The organism is Pantoea sp. X-Soil-ISGK-285 (assembly GCF_059730815.1).
Window position 1 is genome coordinate 1,958,714 of the sequence record NZ_AP035938.1, and the last position, 24,278, is coordinate 1,982,991.

Below are 24,278 nucleotides of genomic sequence, written 5' to 3' on the forward strand. Positions count from 1 at the left end.
TTAAATCAATCAGGTTATCAACTAAGAGTCTGGTCAATCAGGCTCTGAGAGGAATCCAAATGAGCGATAAATTACGTGTTGGGCTGATCGGCTACGGTTTTGCCAGTAAAACGTTTCACGCCCCGCTGATTGCGGGGACGCCGGACGTCGAGCTGGCAGCCATTTCCAGTAGCGACGCCAGCAAAGTCCACGCCGACTGGCCTGCCGTTAAGGTGGTGGCTGACCCTCAGGCGCTGCTGGACGACCCGACGCTGCAACTGATTGTTATTCCTACCCCCAACGACACGCACTTTCCGCTGGCAAAAGCAGCGCTGAACGCCGGTAAACATGTGGTAGTCGATAAGCCGTTCACCGTGACGTTGTCACAGGCACGTGAACTGGATGCGCTGGCGAAAGCCAAAGGGCTGCTGCTGTCGGTGTTCCACAACCGCCGCTGGGACAGTGACTTCCTGACGCTGAAATCGCTGATTGAGGCCGGTACGCTGGGTGAAGTGCGCTACTTCGAATCGCACTTTGACCGCTTCCGTCTGGAAGTGCGTAATCGCTGGCGTGAAATGAAAGGCGCAGGCAGCGGAATCTGGTATGACCTGGGGCCGCATCTGCTGGACCAGGCGCTGCAGCTGTTTGGCCCGCCGGTCGCTATCACGGTTGATCTGGCCGAGATGCGTCCGGGCGCGCAGACTACCGACTACTTCCACGCGACGCTGACTTATCCGCAGCGCCGTGTCGTGCTGCACGCCAGCATGCTGGTCGCGGCAGAATCTGCCCGTTATACCGTCCACGGCACGCGCGGCAGTTACGTCAAATATGGTCTTGATCCGCAGGAAGATCGCCTGAAGTCAGGTGATTTCCCGCCGCAGGAAGACTGGGGCTATGACATGCGTGATGGCACTCTGACGCTGGTTGACGGAGATTCCCTGACCGAAACGACCCAGCTGACCCAGCCAGGCAACTATCCCGCTTACTATGCGGGCATCCGCGATGCGATTGCCGGACGTGGTAACAATCCGGTGACAGCGGAAGAGGCGATTCATGTGATGGAACTAATCGAGCTGGGTCTGCAATCCGCCGAGAAACGCCAGACGATGTCGCTAAAGCGCGTCTGATCTGTAGGTGCAATATGGGCTGGGTACCAGCCTGTCAGATTGCTAACAAGCCCAAAGTAGCGTGAATCAGAAAGCAATAAATCTGTTTAGCGCGCAGGGACTACGGTCAGAAGAGGAAAGCGTCCCACGCCATGGACAAAAACGCCGGGAGCGTTTTTGAACAACGCAACGCGTTGGCCCGGTACGGGCGCACCTCAGGGATGAGGTGCGTAATTGCGTGGCCGAGCGTGCCATGGATGGCGGCTTTTGCGTCTTTCCGATCTGACCCTGTTCCCTGTGCAAGCTCGGTCTTAAAGCCACCTGTCCCTTGAGCTCCTCACTATAAAAACGGGCCGGTTATCCGGCCCGTTTTTTGTCGCTACGCTTCAGGATTACTGCACCCGTGCGCGAAGAGCCGCTTTCTCTGCTTCGTTAAGGAACGCAATCGTCAGACCATTTTCCTGCGCCTGACGGATCTGCGCCGCGCTCAGACCGGCAGCCGGAGCGGCGTGATGATACTCATGCGCCAGTTCAATGCCCTGAACCGCCGGATCATCCGTGTTAATCGTCGCCAGAATGCCATGCTCCAGGAAGGTCTTCAGCGGATGCTGCGCCAGTGATGGCACGGTGCTGGTCTGGATATTGGAGGTCAGGCAGGATTCAATACCAATACGGTGCTCCGCCAGGAAATCCATCAGCGCGCGATCTTCAATCGCTTTCACGCCGTGACCGATACGTTCTGCACCCAGCTCCCGAATCGCCTGCCAGATGCTCTCGGGTCCGGCCGCCTCGCCCGCATGGACGGTCACGCGGAAACCGGCATCGCGCGCCTGGGTAAAGTGGCTCAGGAACTCGCTGCCCGGGAAGCCCAGCTCATCACCCGCCAGATCGACCGCGGTGATGTGATCACGATGGGCAAGCAAACCTTCCAGTTCGCTGAGGCAGGCATCTTCGCCAAAGGTACGGCTCATAATACCGATCAGACGCACGTCGATATCGTGCTGCTGACGGCCTGCGCGCACGCCCTCAATTACCGCTTCAACCACACCGGCAATCGGCAGGTTGTGGGTCATCGCCATATAACCAGGGGAAAAACGCAGTTCAGCATAGTGAATGCCCGCGCGGGCGGCATCTTCGACATTCTCCTGCGCGATCCGGCGGCAGGCATCCAGATCACCCAGCACTTTTACACCCCAGTCGAGCTTCTGCAGGAAGCTCACCAGGTCAGGCTCATTCTGGCCGACCTGCACATGCGGACGCAGCGTCTCCAGCGTGGAAGCAGGCAGGGCGAGGTTAAACTGGCGACCTAAATCGAGAATGGTTTGTGCACGGATGTTGCCATCAAGGTGGCGGTGAATATCAGTCAGAGGAATTTTAGAATCGATCATGGCGCACTCGCTCAGTTGTCGGTGAAGTGCAGAGCATTATAAAAATATCTTGCGCAACAGCGCCAGCTATTTGCGCAACAGCTGCGCCGGATGCTGCTTAATTACGCATAACCGGCGAGCAATGGTTGCCTCGTCGGTTAATGTCAGCCCTGCAACTGATGGATCGCCGCAATCAGGCGTGAAACGCCCTCATCAACTTTGCTGCGCGGACAGCCAACGTTAAGACGCAAAAACCCTTTGCCTGCATCACCGTAGGTCGATCCGGGCATAATTGCGACCCGTTGCTGGATCAGCGCCTGTTGCAGGGCCTCTTCTGGAATGCCCAGCGGATTGATATCGAGCCAGGCGAGATAGGTCGCCTCGGGAATGTGCCAGTTCAGTGCGGGAAACTCAGCGTTAAGCCGATTGGCAACCAGTATGAAATTACCATAAAGATAGCTGCGCAGGGCATCCAGCCAGGGTGCGCCTTGTCGGTAGGCGGCAACGTGTGCCGTGACGGCCAGCACGGCCGGAGACGAAAGGCCGTCAGCATTTTTCAGCGCCTGAAACCAGGCGGCTCTGTCTGCCGCATCCGGGATAATTCCCCACGCACCGGTCAGGCCCGGCACGTTGAAGCTTTTCGACGCCGAGGTAAACAGCGCCCAGTCACTGCGCGCCACGCTGGCCCACGGAGTATGGGGCTGATTACCCATAATCATATCCATATGGATTTCATCGCTGATCACCCGCACGCCGTGACGATCGCAGAGCGCCGCCATCTGTTGCAGCTCAGCTGCTGTCCACACTTTGCCGGTGGGATTGTGCGGGCTGCAGAGCAACAGGATTTTGCAGCGCGGGCGCGCCAGCCGCGTCTCCAGCGCGGCCATATCACATCGCCAGCTACCGTTATCCCGCTGCAGCGGCATCTCCAGCACCTGTCGCTGATTGCCGCGTACCGTTTTATAAAAAGCATCGTAGGCGGGAGTGTGGAGCACCACTTCATCATCCGGGTTGCTCCAGCGGCGCAGCATCTGCGCCACCATATAGATCACCGAGGGGCCATAAACCAGGCTGTCAGCATCGGGCTGGTAGCCGAAACGGCTGGACATCCAGTGGCAGCAGGCGGAAAGAAAATCATCATGCTGCCAGCGACTGTAACCCAACACGCCGTGTGCTACGCGCTGCGACAGCGCCTGCTGAACCGCTGGCGCAGTTCTGAAGTCCATATCCGAAATGGTAAACGGAAGCAGATCGGGGACGCCAAAGCGGTCAGCCACGAAATCCCACTGGGTAGACCAGCTGCCGCGGCGATCGATGACTTCGTCAAAGTTAAACATTATCGGCTCCGGCACATCAGGCAGGTACATTCATCAGGTGTGACAGTTCATCTTTCACCGACTGCACCTGTGGACCGATAACCACCTGCAGGCTGGTCTGATTAAGATGGACCACACCTATCGCGCCGTTGGCTTTCAGCGACGCATCATCCACTTTACTCATATCCGCCAGGGTCAGACGCAGACGCGTCAGACAATTATCCAGCGAGGTAATATTCTCCACGCCGCCAAGTGCCGCCAGAATAGCCGGTGAGTTATAGCCAGATTTGCCTTTACCGGCATTGCTGACCTGCTGCGCAACCGCACTGGCACTTTCCACTTCGCGTCCCGGTGTTTTGATATTGAAGTGCAGAATGGCGAATCGGAAAATCAGGTAGTAACCAACAAACCATATCGCTGCGACAACGGGTACCCAGTACCATTTGGTCGACAGCCCGTGCAGCACACCAAACACTACAAAGTCGATGATATTGCCGTCTGTATTGCCGATAGTGACGCCCAGTATCGCCATGATGCTGAAGCCAACGCCGGTCAGCAGGGCGTGGATCAGATAGAGGAACGGGGCGACAAACAGAAACAGGAATTCGATAGGTTCGGTGGTGCCGCCAACCACGCAGGCCACCACGCCGGAGATCAACAGGCCTTTAATCTTATGGCGATTCTCCGGGCGGGCGCAGTGATAGATGGCCAGGGCAGCACCTGGCAGGCCACCCAGGAACGCAGGCATTTTACCCTGTGACAGGAAGCGGGTCGCGCTTTCAGCAAAACCGTGGGTTTCCGGACAGGCGAGCTGCGCCTGGAAAATGGTTAAGGCACCGCTCACGCTCTTGCCACACACATCCAGTGTGCCGCCTGCATCGGTAAAGCGCATGATGGCGACCAGAATATGCTGCAGGCCAAACGGCAGCAGCAGACGTTCGCCGGTTCCAAAGATCATCGGGCCGAAATCACCCGCGCTGTTTATCATCCAGCCTAATCCGGTGATACCCCGCGCGAAAAAAGGCCAGATCAGCGGGACGACCAGTCCCAGTAAACCAATCACCAGCGTGGTGATAATCGGCACAAACCGGGTGCCGCCAAAGAAAGCCAGCGCATCGGGCAGTCGGATGTTATGAAAGCGCTCATGCAGACAGAACACCACAATACCCACAATGACCGCGCCCAGAATGCCGGTATCGATCGACGATATCCCCAGGATCGGCTGAACGTTGTTAGCTTTCAGCACGGCGGCATCGGTGGTTGGCAGAATGCCGTGGATATTGAGCCAGAAGTTGATGCTGAGGTTTAGCACGGCATACCCCACAAAGCCGGCAAACGCTGCCACGCCCTTGTTCTCGCGCGCCATACCCAGCGGAATCGCAATGGCGAACATCACCGGCAGATAGCTAAAGGCGAACGATCCCAGTTTGGCCATCCAGAGAAACAGATATTGCAGCCAGGGGTGATCCAGCACAGGTAACAGGGTCAGGACATCACGACTGCTCAGCGAACTGCCAATCCCGAGCATGATGCCGCAGAATGAAAGCAGGGCAACCGGCAGCATAAAGGTTTTCCCCAGACTCTGGAAAAATTCCCAGACGGACATTTTTTGGTGAGAGGGTGACATGAACGCTCCTGGATAAACGGACCACAGAGTGAAGTGGCGGGATGATAAAACGTTTTACCTGGATCTTATGCGCGCTGAATCACACTCTTCAGGTCATGGACGATATAATTCTGACGTCATAAGGTGTAACGTTTTACCTTGTTTTCTAATGCTGTAGTTCAGTTGAGTAATCTGATGAGTAAAATCACCATCAATGATGTTGCGGCGGCGGCGGGCGTGTCGGTGACCACGGTATCGCTGGTGTTATCCGGCAAAGGACGGATCTCTGCGGCCACCATGGCGCGCGTGAACGAGGCCATTGAGCAACTCGGTTTCGTGCGCAACCGTTCGGCAACCATGCTGCGCGGGGGTGAGAGTGGCGTGATTGGCTTGATCGTCCGCGATCTCAGCCAGCCATTTTATGCCGAAATGACGGCAGGTCTGAGTGAAGCGCTGGAGAAGCAGGGCAAATTGCTGTTCCTGACGCAGAGCGGCGCCCAGGGACAGCATCTGCATCGCTGCTTTGAGTCACTGGTCGCTCAGGGAGTGGATGGCGTGGTGCTGGGAGGCGGTGCCGATAAGGCCAGCCAGATTGTGACACGGGCCAGAGAGGTGAATATGGCCTTAGTCTGTGCCGCGCGCGCCAGTAGCCTGGAGGAGGTGGACGCTATCCGCCCCGATAATGCTCAGGCTGCGCGTATGGCCACAGAATACCTGATTCGTCAGGGGCATCAGCGCATTGCCTGGCTGGGCGGCCATAGCGCATCACTGACCCGGGCAGAACGTCTTGGCGGCTACTGCGCCACCCTGCTGCAATATGGGCTGCCGTTCCGGCCTGAATGGATTATTGAATGCGGTAACACGCAAAAAGAGGCGGCTGACGCGGCGGTACAGCTGTTTCAGCACCATCCGCGGCTGACTGCCGTGCTGGCCTATAACGCCACTACCGCGCTGGGATGCTATTTTGGGCTGTTGCGCACCGGGCGAACATTCGCCCGGGGTGCAGTCGACAGCTATTACGATCAGCAACTGGCTCTGATGGGCTTTGGCGATGAACCGCAGGCGGAACTGACCGATCCGCCGCTGACGTTTGTCACCAGTTCAGCCCGGGAGATTGGCCGTGTGGCAGCTGAGCGTATCCTGCAACGGATAGCGCAACCCGATGCCGCCCGGCAGAACGTGATTATGCCGCCGCAGCTGGTTATTCGCGGCTCGGCATAAAAAAGGCGACCCGGAGGTCGCCTTTAAAAGAAAAGTAGAGAATTACTGCGGCATCCCTTCGCTGGTCGGCATACCCAGCATATAGCGGGAGAGGAACTGCTCCAGCGTCATTTTGTCGCCGTTCATGTTCACCTGACCGTTGGTATACTGCAGGCTGGTGACGATATTGTTATCCTGCTGCTGGGTCAGGCGGAACATCTGACCCATCGCCGCCAGTCCTTTCACCTGTTGATCTGCCAGCTTCTGTGCGTCATCGGCCTGATATCCTTCAGCCAGTCCCACTTTATGCATGGTTTCGGTCGCCATTGGCATATTGATGACCAGCTTGCTGTCCAGACTCTTCAGTACCCGATCAACCATGGCGCTGAGTGTCTGGGCTTCGCCGGTCACCGCAGAGGGATCGTTGAAATTTGCGTTCAGGTTAAAGGTACTTTCACCTTTATCATTTTTCCAGCTCAGCGGGGCGATACTGATCGCAGGTGAGCCCTTCAGCAGCATCGGCAGGTTGCTCATCAGAATCTGATGCACACCCGCCTGGTAGCGGATAGGATCTTCCGCGACGCCAGGCTGGCTCAGCAGTTCCTGCATCTGCGCGTTGTAACGATCGGAGAAGGCTTTTACCGCCTGCGCATCAAACTGTGACAGTTTCATCTTCAGCGCTGCCTGACCAAAATCCTGCTTCTGCAGCTGAATGCCTTCAACCTTATAGTCGATATTGCCGCCAATCTTACCGGCGCTGTTATCGAAAGAGGAGGTGCCTTTCATTTTGTGCAGCGTCAGGGCGTCCTGACCATTGATGCTGGCGTTGACCTTCTCAATATCCACTGACTGGTCGCCAATGCGCACACCTTCCGGGCTGAGATGGGTGTTACCGCTCAGCTTCAGACCATTAATAGTGAACAGCACCGGCTGGCCCATCTCATTTTTACTGGTCAGCGCGAGGCTATCAACATCACTGTCCAGCGACACTTTGTCGCCTTTGTTATCCGCGCTGACGTTGAAGGTGCCCCCATTGGTGGCAAGACGCTCGCCGCTTTGCGCATTCTGATAATCAACCGGCAGAACGCGCAGCGCCGTATCGGTGGCACCGCTGTAGCCGATACGGGTATCGGCATTAATCAGCGACTTGTTGCCGGTCAGCTCAAACAGCTTTTTCACCGCATCGGTGTTAGCCAGTTCGGTATGAACCGACGCCATGCTCGGGATCAGATTGAAATGCTTCAGCTGAGCAAAGGGGAAAGGGCCATGATCGATGGTTTCGTTCAGGATGATGCTCTGGCCTGGTTTCAGCAGGGGATTATCTTCCGTCTGCGAGTTGGCCTGAATCACCAGATTCACTTTGCTGCTGAACACGCCGCGCTGATAGTCCTGATAGCTGATCTTCAGTCGGCTGTTAGGGGCATAAGCATTCAGCTGGGCATTGGCGTTCTGCACCAGCTCATCCCTGTGGCTTTCAATCTGCTTGCCGGTGAACCATGCCGCGCCAGTCCAGACTACGCCCAGTGCGATGATGACACCTACGGCAACATTGGTCTTTTTCATTGCTGATTCGTCCTTATCCTTGAGTCCGCTTATGCCGCAGGTTTACCCCAGCGACTGAAGAAAAACGCCCGCAGGCGTTTAAAAGCTAATAGGTTGAAATAATAGCAGTTAACAGGCACTCCGTCAGCCGCTTCACCCTAAGTCGTTAAATACCCGCGCCAGTCGGCCCGTGCCTGCGACCGTTACGGGGGATTCGCTGGCGGCAATGAAGCAGGATTCACCTGGTTTCAGCGTTACCTGCTGCTCGCCTTTGGCGATCACCGTCTGGCCTTCAATGCAGAACAGCACTGCGGCGCTCTGCTGCGCCAGCGGCTGTGGCTCTGCGTTCAGGGTATGAATGGCAAAGGCAAAATCCTCCACCGGAATCGGGAAGCGCAGCGCGTTGCCCTGTTGCTCCGGCTCAGTCAGCAGGGTGCTGGCAGGCTTCTCTTCAAACTTCAGGTTCGCCATCAGCTCGGCGATATCGATATATTTCGGGGTTAAACCGGCCCGCAACACGTTATCAGAGTTTGCCATCACCTCCAGCGCCACGCCTTTCAGATAAGCGTGCGGGGTCTCCGCGTAGAGGAACATCGCCTCGCCCGGTTGCAGCGTGATTACGTTCAGCAGCAACGGCGAAAACAGGCCGCTGTCGTCAGGATACTCTGCCGCAATCATGCAAATGGTCTGCCACGGCTCACCCTGTTGTGCATCAACCGCGGATTTCAGGATGCCCAGCGCCAGCGATTTCGCCTCACCCTCCAGTGACAGCAGGGTAGAGAAGAGCGCGGCCAGCGTATCCTGATCGGGATGCTGCAGAAAATGGGCTATCTGTGGATGTGCGCCCGCAACCGGCTCCAGCAGTGAGACCATCTCCGTCAGGGTGCGAAAGCCATTCATCGCCTGGAAGGGCGTCAGCGCGTAGACCAGCTCCGGCTTGTGGTTGGCATCTTTATAATTACGCTCAGCAGCTGTCAGCGGAATACCCGCCGCATTCTCACGGGCAAAGCCCACTTCGGCCGCGCGTTTGCTGGGATGGACCTGAATCGACAGCGGCTGATCGGCAGACAACACTTTGAACAGGAAGGGCAGTTCACCAAAACGCTGTGCTACCGCTTCGCCCAGCATGGCGGCAGGCGCGGCATCAATCACGTCACGCAGCGAACGCTCGCTGCCCTGGTCAATCACGGTGGAGGGGCTTTTCGGATGTGCGCCCATCCAGAGTTCCGCCATCGGCAGCCCCTGTGGATTGGCGATTCCGTAAAGCTCAGTCAACGCAGTTTTGCTGCCCCATGCGTAGTTTTGCAGCGTATTGTTCATTTTTTGCATTGTATAACCCTTTATCACGGGAAATTATTGCCAGTATTAAAGCAGAAACTGCCGGTAAAAATACATCTCCAGCGCAAAAGGACGCTAAGCTCTGATAATGTTAAATTATTGTGTATTACTATCCTGACCGCCCGGCAGTCGATCGTAATGACGTACCGGGCGGTCATTCTTTTAAAAACCAGATGAAGGAGACGTATTCATGGCAGCCAATCGCATTGAGAAAGATTCAATGGGCCCCATCGACGTACCGGCAGACAAACTGTGGGGCGCGCAGACACAGCGCTCACTGGAACACTTCCGCATCTCAACCGAAAAAATGCCGACCGCGCTGGTGCATGCACTGGCATTGACCAAGCGCGCCGCGGCCAGCGTTAACCGCGATCTGGGACTGCTGCCCGCTGACCGCGCCGAGGCGATTGTCAGCGCGGCCGATGAGGTACTGGCTGACAAGCATGCGGATGAATTCCCGCTGGCGATCTGGCAGACCGGTTCCGGCACCCAGACCAATATGAACATGAATGAAGTGCTGGCGAACCGCGCCAGTGAAATCCTCGGCGGCGAGCGTGGTATGGCGCGGCTGGTTCATCCCAATGATGATGTGAACAAGAGCCAGAGCTCCAACGATGTCTTCCCGACGGCGATGCACGTTGCCGCCGTTATCGCCTTGCGCGAACAGCTGATCCCTCAGATTCAGGTACTGAAAAAGACGTTGAGCCAGAAGTCCGACGCCTTTAAAGATATCGTCAAGATTGGCCGTACTCACCTGCAGGATGCCACGCCGCTGACCCTGGGCCAGGAGATTTCCGGCTGGGTGGCGATGCTGGAGCATAACCTTAAGCATATTGAGCAGAGTATTCCGCACGTGGCGGAACTGGCGCTGGGCGGCACGGCAGTAGGTACGGGCCTGAACACCCATCCGGAATATGCGGTGCGCGTGGCGAAGGCGCTGGCCGATCTCACGCAGCAGCCATTTGTCACTGCGCCAAACAAGTTTGAGGCGCTGGCAACCTGTGATGCGCTGGTGCATGCGCATGGCGCGCTGAAAGGGCTGGCCGCCTCGCTGATGAAAATCGCGAACGACGTGCGCTGGCTCTCTTCCGGCCCGCGTTGCGGCATCGGCGAAATCGCCATCCCGGAAAATGAGCCAGGCAGCTCCATCATGCCGGGTAAAGTTAACCCGACCCAGTGCGAAGCGATGACCATGCTCTGCTGTCAGGTGATGGGTAACGATGTGGCGATCAATATGGGCGGCGCATCCGGTAACTTTGAGCTTAACGTGTTCCGTCCGATGGTAATCCATAACTTCCTGCAATCAATTCGCCTGCTGGCGGATGGCATGGACAGCTTTAATCATCACTGCGCGGTCGGCATTGAGCCGGTGCGTGAGCGCATCGATCAACTGCTTAACGAATCGCTGATGCTGGTGACGGCGCTGAATACCCATATTGGCTATGACAAAGCGGCAGAAATTGCCAAGAAGGCGCACAAAGAGGGGCTGACGCTGAAAGGCTCGGCGCTGAAGCTGGGTTATCTTACCGAAGAGGAGTTTGATGCCTGGGTTCGTCCGGAAGAGATGGTCGGCAGCATGAAGTCGTAAGGTTTGAGTGAGTTAGAGGCCAGCGAAAGCTGGCCTTTTTTATTTATATTGGACAATCGACCCACAGATGCAGTCTGGGGATCAAAAGATTCAGCGGTTCTGCAGCAGGTTTATAACGATGGTTAATATTATCGGCATCGTAATTAAGCAATTCACCCAGAACCGGAACCTGGCTGCGATCGCGACAGATAACCAGAATCGGTGAAGGACAGGCCAGCTGAGTCTGTTTTTGTTCATCCGCGCGCCAGACGCGTGCAACCGGCTGGACTTTCACCGGGCGCTTGATTTTCAATCGTGCCGAGGCGGGCAGGGCACGCACGCTTGCCAGCTCCTCCTGCACTTTTTCCGCCCACTGTTCACGTGACCACGGCGCTTTTGCACGTCCCGACTTCAGGCTTTTTTCCAGCTGGGCGATCACCTCTTCACGCTTGAGATTCTTGATAATGTGCTTGTTGGCCCAGCCGAAACGCAGACTGTCCGGTGCGCTCAGCAGGGTGATAGTGCGATAGGCATTCAGGGTAATCAGCCCGCGAAAATGCTGGTGGACGAACTCAAAACGCGCCTCACTCGGCAGGCCAGAGTCCACCGTAATCAGCTGCTCAAGCCGTGCTTTCAGCTGATTGATGACGTCGACCAGTGCGCCGATCTCCGCCTCCTGCTGCGCGTCGCATTCGATACAGAGCGCGCCAGGTAAGCGCACGGCAGCCTTGGTGCTCAGCTGTTCTGACTGATGCTGCATAAACAGGCGGCAGTAGTGGTCAAGCGCCATCTTTAACGCGCTCTCCCCGAGATGCTGCTCGACGGCAATCCGGGTGATCGCTTCATGTTCGCGACCTTTAACCACCGGCGGCAGGCTGAAGACGCGGGCGATCAGCAGAGGCTGCGCTTCAATCTGCTGACGCAATTCACCCAGCGCCAGTTCCAGGTCATTTACACATTGATGCATATCAGCCACTAAGTCGTAGCGCGTCATGTTGTGCCTCCATAGTTACAACGTCCACAATGTGGCAGAAGCCTGGCGAGGATGCAAGTGCTATATAGTTACAACATACTATAGGTGGTTTACTCAAAATCGTGCGGCCTGCATAGCTATCCAGTCAAAAGGGCATCACGCATTTTGGCTTATCGCAGAACATGTTATAAAAACGGTTCGCCTGCTAACCAGGAGATTGCCTGTGAATCAGAACAATAAACCCGGCATCGCCGCCATTATTACCCTGGGCTGGGTACAGATCCTGTCATGGGGCGGGTCGTTCTACCTGATGGCGGTGATGGCGAATCCGATTGCGGCTGAGACAGGCTGGTCACAGCAGTGGATTTATGGCGCACTCTCGACCGGGATTCTGGTATCGGGCCTGCTGTCACCGCTGGCAGGCAGGATTATCGCCCGCACCGGTGGCCGCCTGTTGCTGGCACTAAGTGGCATGGTGATGGCGGTGGGGCTGGTGATTATGGCTTATAGCCACTCTCTGCCGCTGTTTCTGTTTGCCTGGGTAATTATTGGCATCGGTATGGCGATGGGCCTTTATGACGCACTGTTTGCCACGCTCGGCACCTGCTATGGCGGTCAGGCGCGTGCAGCGATCACCGGTATCACCCTGATATCTGGCTTCTGCACCACGCTGGTCTGGCCGGGAACGGCGTTGTTAATCCACGGATTCGGCTGGCGAAACGCGTCGCTGATTATTGCGACACTGATGGTGGTCTGCGTACTGCCCGCCTATCTGTTTGCCTTACCCGATAGCCATGCTAAGCGGCCGGTGAAAAAACTGAGTCCGCAGCCTGGCACGGCGGAGATTGCGCCTGCGCTGTTCTGGCTGCTGTGTGTCATTTTTACCCTGGCGTCCGTGATCATGACGGCTATTTCCGTGCAGCTCATTGCCTTGTTGCAGGCGAGTGGCCATACGCTGACCTCGGCGCTGGCGATCAGCGCCGTACTTGGCCCGTGTCAGGTGGGATCCCGACTCGTCGATATCGCCTTTAAACGCAGTCATCCCATCCGTACCACCTTTTTTTCCGTCGGGCTGGTGGCACTGGGCTTGCTGTTGCTGGCATTGTTTCCGCAGATGGCGTTGCTGAGCATGGTGTTGTATGGCGCAGGAAATGGCTTACGTGCCATCGTGCGCGGAACTTTACCGCTGGCGATGGTCAAACCAGAGTCCTATGCGGTTGTGGTGGGTAAAATGGCCCGCCCGGCGTTGATGGGGCAGGCACTGACGCCGCTGATAGGTGGATATGTGTTTGAAAAGATGGGTGCATCTGCGACGCTGTGGTTGCTTTGCGCCCTGGCAATCTTTAACGTGGTACTGGTTATGGCGCTGAAGCAGCGATTACCGGCGACATCGGCCACCACGGCATAACGGAACGGTTCTCCTTGCTCCGCAGGAAGAGGGCAGTTAGCAGGCTAAGCACCTTGTGCTATCGGGCCTCAGCCTTTGGTGAATACGTGCCTTGTCACCGCCGGTTTGCTTCAAAAAAGCAACAGTGTTTGTTATATTTATTGCTCATTGATTGTTCACTTATGCGGCAATAAAACAATAAGATGCACCGCAACTCAGGATAAAGAAATGCTTGATTACCGCTTCCCGACAGCTTTGCAAATGGTTCTGAGCGTAGCGATGGCGGAGCAAATGGGAAAACGCTCTACCAGCGCGATTCTGGCCTACGGGCTGGAAGCGAATCCCAGTTTCATACGAAAATTAATGGTCCCGCTGACCCGTGACGGCATTATTGTCTCCACGCTGGGCCGTACCGGTTCGATTCATCTGGGCCGTCCTGCTGCGGAAATTACCCTGCGGGATATCTATGTCTCCGTGATCGAAGACAAAAAAATCTGGGCCGCGCGTCCTGACGTCGCGCCGCGCTGTCTGGTCAGTGCCAACCTCTGCTGGTACTTCAAGTCGATAGCCGATGAAGCCGAGCAGGCGTCGCTGGATGTGCTGGCAAAACGCACCGTGGCAGACGCACTGAACGAACTGAAGAAACGCGACACCAGCAACTGCACCGCCGTGCCGGAACCTGAACCCGAAGAGATTGATGATCTCTGCAAAAAAAGCCGCTGATTAGCGGCTTTTTTTATTTCACCATGACTCCAGCACCGAAATTCGCTGGACTACGCCGACGCCCGATACAGCAGGTTTATCAATAACTTAGGCGATTTCAACATATGCCGGTGCTTTCCGAAACCTGACCTGACTTCCCCTCTGCTGGCCCCCATAAGGCTCCTGGGAATCGGGTCCTATCGAGGAGTCATCATGGCGAAAATCAAACTCACCAAGTCCGCAGTCGATGCGGCACAAGCCCAGGCGCAGGCCGTGGAACTCAGGGACACGCTGGTACCCGGCTTCCTGTGCAAGGTTACGCCGGCGGGCCGCAAGGTGTTCATGCTTCAGTACCGCACGAACGCTGGCGAGCGCCGCAAGCCCGCCTTGGGTCTGTACGGGGAACTGACTGTCGAGCAAGCTCGCTCGCTGGCCCAGGAGTGGCTGGCCGAGGTACGCCGGGGCGGCGATCCCAGCGCCACCAAGGCTGCGGCCCGTGCCGCTCCCACGGTCAAGGAACTGGGCGAGAAGTTCATGGAAGACTATTCCAAGCAGCGCAACAAGCCCAGCACCCAGCGCGGGTATCAACTATCCAGATTCGGTGATCTACAAGGGCGGAACGCCCCTGACACGGGAACAGGTCCTCTCCGATCTGCAATCGGCTAGAGCGCATGGATTGGTGTCATTCGGAGACCATGACTACCCACCTCAGCCAAATACCTCGGGAAGTGGCAAGACACGTGCAGAAGTTAAGGCAGAACTGGAGCAATACCGACGGGGGAAAAACGGAAATGCAGTCAAACCCAATGAGGTTGATTCTTACTGAGACTTCCCGTCGTGGGCCTCTCGTATCAGGGAGGAGTCTTCGAGGGAAAAGGAGGTTTTCCATGGAATTGCGACACCTGCGGTGCTTCCTTGCCGGGGCCGAAGAACTCCACTTTGCGCGTGCCGCCGAACGGTTGCATGTTGACCAGTCACCTCTGTCGCGCACGATCAAGGAGCTGGAGGAAGACCTGGGCGCGCCTTTGTTCGCGCGCACTACGCGCAGCACCCGATTGACGCGAGCCGGCAAGCTACTGCTCGAACACGTGCCGCGCGTGTTCGCAGCACTGGACCAGGCACGCGTCAGCGTGCGGGCGGCCGCCGCAGGCTATGACGGTCAGTTACGTATTGCGCTGTCCGACGGCATCGCCCCCGCGCGCTTTTCTTCCCTCATGGCGCTGTGCCGGCAGGAAGATCCGGAGATCGCCATCCACTTCGATGAAGTCCCGTTCACCCAGCAGCTCAAGGGGCTGCACGATGATCTGTACGACGTAGGGTTCGCACAGTCCGCCGATGTCGGCGATGGCATTCTTGCCGAACCCGCCTGGCGTGATCCGCTACGGGTCGCCATTCCGGCGCGCCATCCTTTGCTCGCACATGCTCGAATTCCTATGGACGAGGTGTTGCGCTATCCACTGGTGATGGGCGACCCACAGGCCTGCGAAGGCTACAACCACCAGATCGAACGGGTGCTGCGCGCGCTGGACAAGGAACCGCTGGTGGCCGAACGCGTGATGTCCTTCGACTTGATGATGGCGCTGGTAGCCGCCGGGTTCGCCTTGGCGCTGGTAGGCGCTTCGCAGATCGCCGCGAACCGCGAGCCCAACATCGTTGCGCGACCACTGGCCGGCGGCTCGCCAATGCTCACAACCTACCTTCTGCGGCGAGATGCCGATCCGTCAGAAGCACTGAGTCGCTTTGTTGCCCGCGTCGGCGGACTGGAAGCTGACACCGGCAAGGAGCTCGACCCTTCTCATGCCGCTGCCTTGGATGCATTGGAGGATTCCTGATGAACACCGTTTTTCACACCGCTCATGCACTCGCCTTGGCCGGCTTACTGTCGGCGTGCGGGCCGTCGCCCGCCAATGACACGGTGGAGTCCCTGACCGCCCATCCCGAGCGCATCAAAGAAATCCAGCGCCTGTGCCGTGAAGATCGCTCCAAGGTCTCGGACGACCTGTGTCTGCGCGCGGCCGAGGCAGCCAAACGACGCTTCTTCGGCGACCGGCCCGAACAGCGCGCCGAGTAGTTCGCTGTGCGGGGCGGCGGTGGAATTGAAATCGCACCTGCCAATTGGGCGGAAGCCCCGCGTCATCGATGAAGCTTTCCATCGATCAAGGGTACGCAGACCTAGAAGTCCAACAGGTGTGCAATGCCCAATTCTCGCCGCGCGGAGATTGGAAAGCGGTACAGACAAAGTGGGACTCTCGTTCAGAATTGAACAGCCATCGCGTTGAAGGTTAATTAAGAATCAAATTCTTTCGCTGGAGATTCTTCCTCGCAGCATATCAATGAATGCCCTAGTCCTTGCTGGCAAGACTGAATTTTCATGCCATAACGCATGAACTGGAATTGGCGACGGCTCATGCTCAGGCAACAGCACCTCCAGAAGCCCCTGATCAATTTCATTTCTCACCTGCCAAAGAGGTGCCAATCCAATTCCAATGCCATGCAAGACGGCGGCATTTGCGGAAGCTGCATCATTGCAGCGGAATCGCCCCGCCACAGATACCCTGAGCAGAGATCCATTCTCCGTCAGTGGCCATACATCGCCCTCAGGGCCAAATGTCCTAACGACACACGCATGCTTTCCTAAGTCAGAAGGATGCAAAGGACGTCCATGCTGTGCAACGTATTGAGGCGTTGCAACAACCACGCGTCTCAGTTTTGCGAGAAGACGCGATTTCAATGCAGAGGACTCCAAATCGCCGATTCGGATGACGATGTCCAACTTGTTTTCCAACAAATCCACTATGGCGTCCGAAAGTGCAAGATCTACTTCCACGTTGGCATAGCGTTCAACAAATGCAGCAACTGCCGGAACGATGTACCGAGGAGCGAATTGAACAGAGGCTCCGACACGGAACAAGCCAAATATTTCTGTTGTACTCCTCCGAGCCTCGGTTGTTGCTTCGTCAAGGTCATATAGGGCGGTTTTCAGGCGCTCGTAGAAGAGGCCGCCTGCAGCAGTAACTTGCATCCGCCGCGTGGTCCGCTGGACCAGCGCCACCCCCAACTCTGTTTCAAGAGTGCTGAGGGATCTGCTCACAGTTTGAAGTGAGCAGCCCAGCTTTTGAGCAGCTGCAGTCAGGCTTTTAGCCTCGATAGTGGCAATAAAAATGCGGTAATGCTCAAGGCTGGCCATTGTCACGATTTCCGTGATGGTGAATCAATAATGATGGTGATTATACGCTTAAATATTAAGAGTAGCATGTCTATATCTCTTCTAGACGGCCAATGAAAATGGACAAATCCCCATCATCCCAAAATGAGATGAACAGTCACATGCCTGGCATGCCGCTCATTGCACTGTTCGCTACGGCTGTAGGAATAGTTGTTCTGGCACTTTATGCATCTCAGCCACTGGCAGGCATCATCGGCCCGGAACTGGGCCTCTCAACCAGCATGTCGGGATTGGCAACTACATTGACCTTGCTTGGTTATGCGGTGGGATTAATTTTTCTTGTTCCCATGACAGACATCGTTGAGAACAAGAGACTCATTTTGACAACTCTTGTGGGCGACGCCTTTGCTCTATCCATACTGGCAATATCTCCAAATGGACTCGTATTCCTCTCGGTATCATTCGTCGTTGGCCTGCTCACCAGTGCGATACAAATGTTGGTGCCTGTTGCCGCATCGCTGAGTTCTGAGGCACATCGTGGACGCACGATTGGCAACGTCATGAGTGGCTTGATGTTGGGGATACTAGTATCCCGCCCTGCGGCCAGCTTGGTTACTCAGTTCTTCGGATGGCGATATTTGTACGGCTTTCTTGGGGTGAGTGTTGCAATTCTCGCCATCATTCTCCAAAAGCACATTCCTCCCCTCAGGCCTGCACGCCGAGAAACATATTGGCAGTTGGTGAGGTCATTAATATCCATTATTAAGGAGGAGCCAGTTTTACGACATAGGGCTGCAAGCCAAGCTATGTGCATGGGGGCATTTGGTATCTTTTGGACCTCTGTCGCTCTCCAACTTGGTCAAGCGCCCTTTCTGTTAGGACAAGGGGGAATTGCCTTGTTTGCGCTAGCAGGAGCGGCTGGAGCAATCATTGCACCGATTGCCGGGCGTGCCGGTGATCGTGGGTGGACGAAACCCATGACTGTGTTGGCACATTTGGCGATCATGTTCGCCCTGATGCTGGCTTACATTGGCGTTGCAGCGCTGACCAATAACAAAAGTCTTTCTCTTGGCGTGTTGATATTCGCGGCGGTTATTCTCGATCTAGGCGTTATAGCTGACCAGACATTGGGTCGCCGTGCGATCAATCTTTTGCGTCCTGAGGTCCGAGGACGGATGAATGGTCTTTTTACCGGGCTGTTCTTCCTTGGCGGCGCTTTAGGTTCAGCTCTATCTGGAATAGTTTGGAATGCATGGGGTTGGCCCGGCATTTGTATTGTTGGACTTATTTTTGGGGCATTCGCTGCAGCCCTTTCTTTGACAAAGAAGTCAGATTGATTTCGAGTCAGCAGTGCTGTTTCTCTATCTCAAACTCAACTTTGAGGGGTAGCGGAATATGGAAATTCGGCACCTCCGCTGTTTCCTGGCTGTTGCGGAAGAACTCCACTTTGCCCGTGCCGCCGAACGGCTTCATGTTGACCAGTCACCCCTGTCGCGCACGATCAAGGAACTGGAAGAAGACTTGGGCGCGCCCCTGTTCGCGCGCACCACGCGCAGCACCCGACTGACTCGAGCCGGCAAGCTGTTGCTCGAACACGTGCCACGCGTGTTCGCCACGCTGGATCAGGCCCGCGCTAGCGTCCGCGCGGCCGCCGCAGGCTATGACGGCCAGTTGCGTATCGCGCTGTCCGATGGCATCGCCCCGGCACGGTTTTCCTCTCTCATGGCCCTGTGCAGACAGGAAGACCCGGAGATCGCAATCCATTTCGATGAAGTCCCGCTCACCCAGCAGCTCAAGGGGCTGCACGATGATCTGTATGACGTTGGGTTCGCACAGTCCGCCGATGTCGGCGACGGCATTCTTGCCGAACCCGCCTGGCGTGATCCGCTGCGGGTTGCCATTCCGGCACGCCATCCCTTGCTGGCGCATGCGCGCATTCCCCTGGACGAGGTGTTGCGCTATCCGCTGGTGATGGGTGACCCGCAGGTCTGCGAGGGCTACAACCACCAGATCGAACGGGTGCTGCGTGCGTTGGACAAGGAACCGCTGGTGGCCGAACGCGTGATGTCCTTCGACTTGATGATGGCGCTGGTCGCGGCTGGGTTCGCTCTGGCACTGGTCGGTGCCTCGCAGATCGCCGCCAGTCGTGAGCCCAACATCGTCGCGCGGCCGTTGGCTGGTGGCTCGCCGATGCTCACCACCTACCTGCTCAGGCGAGATATCGATCCGTCAGAAGCACTGAGTCGTTTTGTTGCTCGCGTCGGCAAACTGGAAGCCGATACCAGCAAGGAGCATGTGCCTGTCTGCGACGCTCCTTCCGATGAACTGGAGGATTCCTGATGAACACAGCTTTTCGAACCGCTCATGCACTCGCCCTGGCCGGCTTGCTGTCGGCCTGCGGACCATCGCCGACCAATGACACGGTAGAGTTCCTGACCGCACATCCCGAGCGCATCAAAGAAATCCAGCGACTGTGCCGTGAAGATCGCTCAAAGGTCTCGGACGAGCTATGCCTGCGCGCGGCTGAAGCCGCCAAACGACGCTTCTTCGGCGACCGACCCGAACAGCACACCAGATAGTTCGCCGAACGTCTTCTGTCGCCCAGCCGCGACGGACTCATCACCGATTCGCTTATCACGCCGCAGCACGCTCGTGGCTGCGGCGTTTTTATGCGTTTAGCTACCGCAAGAAGTCCGGCTTTTTCTGCCTTAATTCCCGCCACAACGGCCTTTGACCGGCCTTGATCCCGCACCGAACCTGACGACTGCGGCACGTCTTCGTGCTGCTTTTCTTGGGCTTCATTTTTGCGGGAGAAGGGAGCGGTCGGCATGCAAGGTCAAGGGGTACTGTTCGGGCAAATCGGTGTCGTCTTCGGCATCGTGATTGTCGGCGTGTGGAGTGCCACGCAATGGACAGCCGCCGCCCTGGGCTACCAGCTACGCCTTGGCTCGCCCTGGTTCGATATCTTCGGCACGCCGGTCTATCACCCCTGGCGGTTGTTCGAGTGGTGGTTTTTCTTCGACGCCTATGCGCCGCGCATCTTCGACACCGGCGGCCTGATCGCAGGCGGCAGCGGCCTGGCCGCCGTGGTGGTCGCCATCGCCATGGCCGTGTGGCGCTCCCGGCAGTCGAAACTTGTCACCACTTATGGTTCGGCACGTTGGGCTGATGCGGCCGATATTCGCGAAGCGGGGCTCACCCAGCCCGCAGGCGTATTCCTCGGTCAGCATGATGACCAGTACCTGCGGCACGAAGGCCCGGAACACGTCCTGACCTTCGCCCCCACGCGCTCGGGCAAGGGCGTGGGCCTGGTGGTGCCGACGCTGCTGTCCTGGCCGGCGTCCGCCGTCATCCACGACATCAAGGGCGAAAACTGGCAGATCACCGCCGGCTGGCGCTCGCGCTTCTCGCACTGCCTGCTGTTCAACCCCACCGATGCGAAGTCGGCCGCCTACAACCCACTGTTGGAGGTCCGGCGCGGCGCGCATGAAGTGCGCGACGTGCAGAACATTGCCGACATCCTGGTCGATCCCGAGGGCGCTTTGGAGCGTCGCAACCACTGGGAGAAGACCAGCCATGCGCTGCTGGTCGGCGCCATCCTGCACGTGCTCTACGCGGGAGAGGACAAGACGCTACGCGGTGTCGCCAACTTCCTGTCTGATCCGGCCAGCCCGTTCGAGCTGACCTTGCACCGGATGATGACCACGCCGCACTTGGTGAACGGGGATGGTGGTGGTCCGCATCCGGTCGTGGCATCAGCCGCGCGCGAAGTGCTCAACAAGAGCGACAACGAGCGTTCCGGCGTGCTGTCCACGGCCATGTCCTTCCTCGGTCTGTACCGCGACCCCACGGTGGCCGAAGTCACGTCACGCTGCGACTGGCGCATCGCCGACCTGATTGCTTCCAAGCATCCGGTGTCGCTGTACCTGGTGGTGCCGCCCTCGGACATCAGCCGCACCAAGCCCCTCATTCGACTGATCCTCAACCAGATCGGGCGACGCCTCACTGAATCGCTCGACGGCTCGGACGGCATCGCACGGCGGCACAAGCTGCTGCTGATGCTCGACGAGTTCCCCGCACTCGGCAGGCTTGATTTCTTCGAGACGGCCCTGGCGTTCATGGCCGGCTATGGCATCCGCAGCTTCCTTATCGCGCAGTCGCTCAACCAGATCGACAAAGCCTACGGCCAGAACCATTCGATCCTCGACAACTGTCATGTTCGCGTGACGTTCGCCACCAACGACGAGCGCACCGCCAAGCGCATCTCCGAGACGCTGGGCACCGCAACCGAATTGCGCGCGCAGCGCAACTACGCGGGCCATCGGCTTGCGCCATGGTTGGGACACCTGATGGTGTCGCGCCAGGAGACGGCCCGCCCGCTACTGACGCCCGGTGAAGTGATGCAACTGCCACCGGACGAGGCCGTGGTGATGGTGTCTAGCGTGGCGCCGATCAAGGCCAAGAAGCTGCGCTACTACGCCGACGCCAACTTCAAGCGCCGCGTGTTGCCACCGCCCGTGCTGGTGGACGGGCAATACGCCGACGCGCCGCCATCGCGGCCTGATGACTGGAGCGGCCTGGCGATTCCAGCCGTGCCGGCAGCACCCACGCCCCATGCGGACGAAGGCTTCGCCACTTCCGTCGATGACGGCGGGCCGCGCCGGCAGCCCGAACTTTCCGAAGTCGCCGAATTTCATCCGGACATGGAGCCATCGGCCAGCGACTTGTCGCTGCTCGATGACGACGACCTGCCACTTCCCCTTCCTCGCCAATTCGATCCGGCCATGCAGCGCACGGCCCGGCTGGCGTCCCTCGACCCCAACGACGGAATCGACCTATGAGCCAATACCGCCTGAATCTCTTTATCCAGCGCGAGCACGCCAAGCGCCTGGAAGAGCTGGCCGCCAAGAAAGGCGTGTCCAAGTCGTCCATCGTCGCTGCGGCGCTGGCATCCTGGTTGTCGCCCGACGCGGGTGACCAGCGCTAGGCGGCCATTGCCAAGCGGTTGGATCGCCTGTCACGCCAGGCCGAACGGCTGGAGCGCGACCAGAACATCGCCATCGAAACGTTGGCCCTGTTCATCCGCTACTACCTCACGGTCAGCACGCCGGTTCCCGAGGCCCATCAAGACGCCGCCCGTGCTCAGGGCAAGGCACGCTTTGAGCAGTTCACCGAGCAGCTTGGCCGCCACCTGCTGCGTGGGCGCAGCCTGGTGCGCGACGTGGTGGAGGAACTGCATCTCGACCCGATGCGCATGGAGGACGCGGAGGCACCGGACGCGGCGCGGGAGCGTGCGTCATGAGCGCCAACATCTCCACAGGTGGGCAACTCCCTTACGAGCTGCGTTCGTCCGCTGCGGCGTCGATGGATCGCCGCATTCAGATGCTGCGCACGGCGATGGGGCCGCTGATCGCTGCCGCGCTCGAAGACCCGGACGTGGTGGAAGTGATGCTCAACCCGGATCGCACCCTTTGGGTGGACCGGCTTTCGACCGGCCGCGCGCCGATGGGTGTCGAACTGTCCGAGGCAGACGGCGAACGCATCATCCGGCTGGTCGCAGCCCATGTCGGCGCGGAAGTCCATCGCGGCCAGCCGCTGCTGTCGGCCGAGTTGCCCGAAACCGGCGAACGCTTCGAGGGCATCCTGCCGCCCGCCGCGCCGGGGCCGGCCTTCGCCCTGCGCAAGCGCGCCATCGGCGTGATCCCGCTGGATCGTTACGTCATCGACGGGATGATGACGCGCGCCCAGGCGGACTTCTTGGTGCGCGCCGTGCGCGAGCGAAAAAACATCCTGATCGCAGGCGCCACCAGCAGCGGTAAAACCACGCTCGCCAATGCCTTGCTCGCCGAAATCGCCGCCACGGGCGACCGCGTGCTGGTGCTCGAAGACACGGTGGAGCTGCAATGTGCAGCCCGCGACCACGTGCCGTTGCGTACGCGCGCGGGCGTGGTGTCCATGACCGAGCTGGTGCGCTCGTCCATGCGTCTGCGGCCAGATCGCGTCGTTGTTGGCGAGGTGCGTGGCCCCGAGGCGCTGGATCTCATCAAGGTGTGGGGCACCGGCCACCCAGGCGGCATTGCCACGATCCACGCCGGCTCTGCGCTGGGCGCGCTGCTGCGCCTGGAACAACTGATTCTCGAAGTGGCGGTGAACCCACCTCGTGCGCTGATCGCCGAGGCCGTGGACGTGGTGATCCACATTGGCGGGCGCGGGCGCAAGCGCCGCATCGAGAACATTGCCCGCGTCGTCGGCTTCGACGGCGTGGGCTACCAACTGACGGACGCGCTGGAGGCTCCATTCCCGGAGCTATCACCAGTCGCCCCCGGTTCTTCCCTGTCCCTCAACCACCCTGGAGAACTGCCATGACGCAGATGACCATTCCTGCTTTCCGTGTTTCCGTCAACCCGCTGTCGCGCTTGTCCAACCGAGCACGGCTGCGCAGCCTGGCCCGCTCTGCGGGGCAAGGGCTGCTGCTGGCCGCGCTGATGTTGTTCCTGGCTGGCACCGCGCAGGCCGCCGGTTCCTCGATGCCGTGGGAAGGCCCTTTGCAGTCGATCTTGGAGTCGATTCAAGGGCCGGTGGCACGCATCGTGGCGGTGATCATCATCATTTCGACGGGGCTTGCGCTGGCCTTCGGTGACACCAGCGGCGGCTTCCGCAAGCTGATCCAGATCGTCTTCGGCCTGTCCATCGCGTTCGCCGCATCTTCATTCTTCCTGTCGTTCTTCAGCTTCTCCGGTGGGGCGGTCGTATGAGCGCGCCGGACACCTTCGCGGCCGGGTTCGAGGTGCCGCTGCATCGCTCGCTCACCGAGCCGATCTTGCTGGGCGGTGCGCCGCGCACCGTGGCAATCGCCAACGGCACGCTGGCCGCCGCTGTCGGGCTGGGCCTGCAACTGTGGATTCCAGGTGCGGTGCTCTGGACCGTCGGCCATTCGCTGGCGGTCTGGGGGGCACGTATCGATCCGCAGTTCATGCACGTCTTCGCCCGGCACATCAAGCATCGTCCGCTGCTGGACGTGTAGGGAGA

At 58.3% G+C, this 24,278-nt stretch carries 25 protein-coding genes; 18 read left to right on the top strand and 7 right to left on the bottom strand.

Features of this window, described 5'->3' with window-relative positions; genetic code table 11:
* Positions 1 to 59: 59 nt before the first annotated feature.
* Complete coding sequence (locus AC6I8B_RS09375; protein ID WP_010670085.1) at positions 60 to 1,106, top strand: oxidoreductase; 1,047 nt, start codon at positions 60 to 62, stop codon at positions 1,104 to 1,106.
* A 371-nt stretch (positions 1,107 to 1,477) separates the two neighbouring features.
* On the opposite strand, the gene add is transcribed toward AC6I8B_RS09375, so the two are convergent.
* From add to malX, 3 genes are all read right to left on the bottom strand, one after another.
* Positions 1,478 to 2,473, bottom strand: coding sequence for an adenosine deaminase (gene add, locus AC6I8B_RS09380; RefSeq protein ID WP_089414211.1), 996 nt, complete (start codon positions 2,471 to 2,473; stop codon positions 1,478 to 1,480).
* Positions 2,474 to 2,616: 143 nt separating this feature from the next.
* Entirely contained in the window at positions 2,617 to 3,789 is a 1,173-nt protein-coding gene (locus AC6I8B_RS09385; protein WP_157352051.1) for a MalY/PatB family protein, read from the bottom strand.
* A 16-nt stretch (positions 3,790 to 3,805) separates the two neighbouring features.
* Positions 3,806 to 5,395 carry a maltose/glucose-specific PTS transporter subunit IIBC gene (gene malX / locus AC6I8B_RS09390; protein ID WP_157352054.1) on the bottom strand — a complete coding sequence of 530 codons (1,590 nt, stop codon included), beginning with the start codon at positions 5,393 to 5,395 and terminating at the stop codon, positions 3,806 to 3,808.
* A gap of 174 nt (positions 5,396 to 5,569) precedes the next feature.
* Here malX and malI point away from each other — a divergent pair, with 174 nt between their 5' ends.
* Positions 5,570 to 6,595 carry a Mal regulon transcriptional regulator MalI gene (malI, locus tag AC6I8B_RS09395; protein WP_157352056.1) on the top strand — a complete coding sequence of 342 codons (1,026 nt, stop codon included), beginning with the start codon at positions 5,570 to 5,572 and terminating at the stop codon, positions 6,593 to 6,595.
* Positions 6,596 to 6,637: 42 nt separating this feature from the next.
* Here malI and AC6I8B_RS09400 read toward each other — a convergent pair whose 3' ends face one another.
* Together AC6I8B_RS09400 and manA are read right to left on the bottom strand one after the other, a co-directional pair.
* On the bottom strand, positions 6,638 to 8,137 hold the full coding sequence (locus AC6I8B_RS09400; RefSeq protein WP_010245343.1) for a YdgA family protein: 1,500 nt from the start codon (positions 8,135 to 8,137) through the stop codon (positions 6,638 to 6,640).
* A gap of 132 nt (positions 8,138 to 8,269) precedes the next feature.
* Positions 8,270 to 9,445, bottom strand: a complete 1,176-nt coding sequence (gene manA, locus AC6I8B_RS09405) for a mannose-6-phosphate isomerase (RefSeq protein ID WP_157352058.1) — start codon at positions 9,443 to 9,445, stop codon at positions 8,270 to 8,272.
* A gap of 199 nt (positions 9,446 to 9,644) precedes the next feature.
* On the opposite strand from manA, the gene fumC reads away from it, so the two are divergent.
* Positions 9,645 to 11,042 carry a class II fumarate hydratase gene (fumC, locus tag AC6I8B_RS09410; RefSeq protein ID WP_010245332.1) on the top strand — a complete coding sequence of 466 codons (1,398 nt, stop codon included), beginning with the start codon at positions 9,645 to 9,647 and terminating at the stop codon, positions 11,040 to 11,042.
* A 43-nt stretch (positions 11,043 to 11,085) separates the two neighbouring features.
* Here the strand turns inward: fumC and tus are convergent, their stop codons facing one another.
* The gene (gene tus, locus AC6I8B_RS09415; RefSeq protein ID WP_495932604.1) at positions 11,086 to 12,015 is read right to left on the bottom strand and encodes a DNA replication terminus site-binding protein; all 930 of its coding nucleotides are present in this window, start codon (positions 12,013 to 12,015) and stop codon (positions 11,086 to 11,088) included.
* Between the two features lie 202 nt (positions 12,016 to 12,217).
* Here tus and AC6I8B_RS09420 point away from each other — a divergent pair, with 202 nt between their 5' ends.
* From AC6I8B_RS09420 to AC6I8B_RS09445, 6 genes are all read left to right on the top strand, one after another.
* On the top strand, positions 12,218 to 13,402 hold the full coding sequence (locus tag AC6I8B_RS09420; RefSeq protein WP_497817705.1) for an MFS transporter: 1,185 nt from the start codon (positions 12,218 to 12,220) through the stop codon (positions 13,400 to 13,402).
* 207 nt (positions 13,403 to 13,609) lie between these two features.
* Entirely contained in the window at positions 13,610 to 14,104 is a 495-nt protein-coding gene (locus tag AC6I8B_RS09425; protein ID WP_010245324.1) for an RrF2 family transcriptional regulator, read from the top strand.
* A gap of 192 nt (positions 14,105 to 14,296) precedes the next feature.
* Complete coding sequence (locus AC6I8B_RS09430; protein WP_497817706.1) at positions 14,297 to 14,749, top strand: Arm DNA-binding domain-containing protein; 453 nt, start codon at positions 14,297 to 14,299, stop codon at positions 14,747 to 14,749.
* Positions 14,685 to 14,909, top strand: a complete 225-nt coding sequence (locus tag AC6I8B_RS09435) for a DUF4148 domain-containing protein (protein ID WP_497817707.1) — start codon at positions 14,685 to 14,687, stop codon at positions 14,907 to 14,909. The genes AC6I8B_RS09430 and AC6I8B_RS09435 overlap by 65 nt, the downstream gene beginning before the upstream one ends.
* Positions 14,910 to 14,970: 61 nt before the next feature.
* Positions 14,971 to 15,915 (top strand): LysR family transcriptional regulator, encoded by a 945-nt coding sequence (locus tag AC6I8B_RS09440; protein ID WP_497817708.1) that lies wholly within the window; start codon positions 14,971 to 14,973, stop codon positions 15,913 to 15,915.
* Positions 15,915 to 16,154, top strand: a complete 240-nt coding sequence (locus AC6I8B_RS09445) for an EexN family lipoprotein (protein ID WP_497817709.1) — start codon at positions 15,915 to 15,917, stop codon at positions 16,152 to 16,154. The genes AC6I8B_RS09440 and AC6I8B_RS09445 overlap by 1 nt, the downstream gene beginning before the upstream one ends.
* Before the next feature lie 222 nt (positions 16,155 to 16,376).
* Here the strand turns inward: AC6I8B_RS09445 and AC6I8B_RS09450 are convergent, their stop codons facing one another.
* A complete protein-coding gene (locus AC6I8B_RS09450) occupies positions 16,377 to 17,270 on the bottom strand; it encodes a LysR family transcriptional regulator (protein ID WP_497817710.1) in 894 nt (297 codons plus the stop codon).
* A gap of 92 nt (positions 17,271 to 17,362) precedes the next feature.
* On the opposite strand from AC6I8B_RS09450, the gene AC6I8B_RS09455 reads away from it, so the two are divergent.
* The 9 genes from AC6I8B_RS09455 (at position 17,363) to AC6I8B_RS09495 (ending at position 24,273) form a co-directional block, all read left to right on the top strand.
* Positions 17,363 to 18,586 (top strand): MFS transporter, encoded by a 1,224-nt coding sequence (locus AC6I8B_RS09455; protein ID WP_497817711.1) that lies wholly within the window; start codon positions 17,363 to 17,365, stop codon positions 18,584 to 18,586.
* Positions 18,587 to 18,644: 58 nt separating this feature from the next.
* Positions 18,645 to 19,589, top strand: coding sequence for a LysR family transcriptional regulator (locus tag AC6I8B_RS09460; protein ID WP_497817712.1), 945 nt, complete (start codon positions 18,645 to 18,647; stop codon positions 19,587 to 19,589).
* Entirely contained in the window at positions 19,589 to 19,828 is a 240-nt protein-coding gene (locus tag AC6I8B_RS09465) for an EexN family lipoprotein (RefSeq protein WP_497817713.1), read from the top strand. Before AC6I8B_RS09460 ends, AC6I8B_RS09465 begins: the two co-directional genes overlap by 1 nt.
* 249 nt (positions 19,829 to 20,077) lie before the next feature.
* Positions 20,078 to 22,090, top strand: coding sequence for a conjugal transfer protein TraG (locus tag AC6I8B_RS09470; protein WP_497817714.1), 2,013 nt, complete (start codon positions 20,078 to 20,080; stop codon positions 22,088 to 22,090).
* Positions 22,087 to 22,236, top strand: coding sequence for a hypothetical protein (locus AC6I8B_RS09475; RefSeq protein ID WP_497817715.1), 150 nt, complete (start codon positions 22,087 to 22,089; stop codon positions 22,234 to 22,236). The genes AC6I8B_RS09470 and AC6I8B_RS09475 overlap by 4 nt, the downstream gene beginning before the upstream one ends.
* An 18-nt stretch (positions 22,237 to 22,254) precedes the next feature.
* Positions 22,255 to 22,551, top strand: a complete 297-nt coding sequence (locus AC6I8B_RS09480; RefSeq protein WP_497817716.1) for a hypothetical protein — start codon at positions 22,255 to 22,257, stop codon at positions 22,549 to 22,551.
* Complete coding sequence (gene trbB / locus AC6I8B_RS09485; RefSeq protein ID WP_497817717.1) at positions 22,548 to 23,615, top strand: P-type conjugative transfer ATPase TrbB; 1,068 nt, start codon at positions 22,548 to 22,550, stop codon at positions 23,613 to 23,615. The genes AC6I8B_RS09480 and trbB overlap by 4 nt, the downstream gene beginning before the upstream one ends.
* A gap of 5 nt (positions 23,616 to 23,620) precedes the next feature.
* Positions 23,621 to 24,004 (top strand): TrbC/VirB2 family type IV secretion system protein, encoded by a 384-nt coding sequence (locus tag AC6I8B_RS09490; protein WP_497817741.1) that lies wholly within the window; start codon positions 23,621 to 23,623, stop codon positions 24,002 to 24,004.
* Entirely contained in the window at positions 24,001 to 24,273 is a 273-nt protein-coding gene (locus AC6I8B_RS09495; RefSeq protein ID WP_497817718.1) for a VirB3 family type IV secretion system protein, read from the top strand. Before AC6I8B_RS09490 ends, AC6I8B_RS09495 begins: the two co-directional genes overlap by 4 nt.
* Positions 24,274 to 24,278 lie beyond the last annotated feature (5 nt).

Excerpts from the sequence above, each read along its gene's own strand:
- AC6I8B_RS09375 (WP_010670085.1), top strand. The coding sequence starts at position 60 with ATGAGCGATAAATTACGTGTTGGGCTGATCGGCTACGGTTTTGCCAGT.
- add (WP_089414211.1), bottom strand. The coding sequence starts at position 2,473 with ATGATCGATTCTAAAATTCCTCTGACTGATATTCACCGCCACCTTGAT.
- AC6I8B_RS09385 (WP_157352051.1), bottom strand. The coding sequence starts at position 3,789 with ATGTTTAACTTTGACGAAGTCATCGATCGCCGCGGCAGCTGGTCTACC.
- malX (WP_157352054.1), bottom strand. The coding sequence starts at position 5,395 with ATGTCACCCTCTCACCAAAAAATGTCCGTCTGGGAATTTTTCCAGAGT.
- malI (WP_157352056.1), top strand. The coding sequence starts at position 5,570 with ATGAGTAAAATCACCATCAATGATGTTGCGGCGGCGGCGGGCGTGTCG.
- AC6I8B_RS09400 (WP_010245343.1), bottom strand. The coding sequence starts at position 8,137 with ATGAAAAAGACCAATGTTGCCGTAGGTGTCATCATCGCACTGGGCGTA.
- manA (WP_157352058.1), bottom strand. The coding sequence starts at position 9,445 with ATGCAAAAAATGAACAATACGCTGCAAAACTACGCATGGGGCAGCAAA.
- fumC (WP_010245332.1), top strand. The coding sequence starts at position 9,645 with ATGGCAGCCAATCGCATTGAGAAAGATTCAATGGGCCCCATCGACGTA.
- tus (WP_495932604.1), bottom strand. The coding sequence starts at position 12,015 with ATGACGCGCTACGACTTAGTGGCTGATATGCATCAATGTGTAAATGAC.
- AC6I8B_RS09425 (WP_010245324.1), top strand. The coding sequence starts at position 13,610 with ATGCTTGATTACCGCTTCCCGACAGCTTTGCAAATGGTTCTGAGCGTA.
- AC6I8B_RS09430 (WP_497817706.1), top strand. The coding sequence starts at position 14,297 with ATGGCGAAAATCAAACTCACCAAGTCCGCAGTCGATGCGGCACAAGCC.
- AC6I8B_RS09440 (WP_497817708.1), top strand. The coding sequence starts at position 14,971 with ATGGAATTGCGACACCTGCGGTGCTTCCTTGCCGGGGCCGAAGAACTC.
- AC6I8B_RS09445 (WP_497817709.1), top strand. The coding sequence starts at position 15,915 with ATGAACACCGTTTTTCACACCGCTCATGCACTCGCCTTGGCCGGCTTA.
- AC6I8B_RS09450 (WP_497817710.1), bottom strand. The coding sequence starts at position 17,270 with ATGGCCAGCCTTGAGCATTACCGCATTTTTATTGCCACTATCGAGGCT.
- AC6I8B_RS09455 (WP_497817711.1), top strand. The coding sequence starts at position 17,363 with ATGAAAATGGACAAATCCCCATCATCCCAAAATGAGATGAACAGTCAC.
- AC6I8B_RS09460 (WP_497817712.1), top strand. The coding sequence starts at position 18,645 with ATGGAAATTCGGCACCTCCGCTGTTTCCTGGCTGTTGCGGAAGAACTC.
- AC6I8B_RS09465 (WP_497817713.1), top strand. The coding sequence starts at position 19,589 with ATGAACACAGCTTTTCGAACCGCTCATGCACTCGCCCTGGCCGGCTTG.
- AC6I8B_RS09470 (WP_497817714.1), top strand. The coding sequence starts at position 20,078 with ATGCAAGGTCAAGGGGTACTGTTCGGGCAAATCGGTGTCGTCTTCGGC.
- AC6I8B_RS09475 (WP_497817715.1), top strand. The coding sequence starts at position 22,087 with ATGAGCCAATACCGCCTGAATCTCTTTATCCAGCGCGAGCACGCCAAG.
- trbB (WP_497817717.1), top strand. The coding sequence starts at position 22,548 with ATGAGCGCCAACATCTCCACAGGTGGGCAACTCCCTTACGAGCTGCGT.
- AC6I8B_RS09490 (WP_497817741.1), top strand. The coding sequence starts at position 23,621 with ATGACCATTCCTGCTTTCCGTGTTTCCGTCAACCCGCTGTCGCGCTTG.
- AC6I8B_RS09495 (WP_497817718.1), top strand. The coding sequence starts at position 24,001 with ATGAGCGCGCCGGACACCTTCGCGGCCGGGTTCGAGGTGCCGCTGCAT.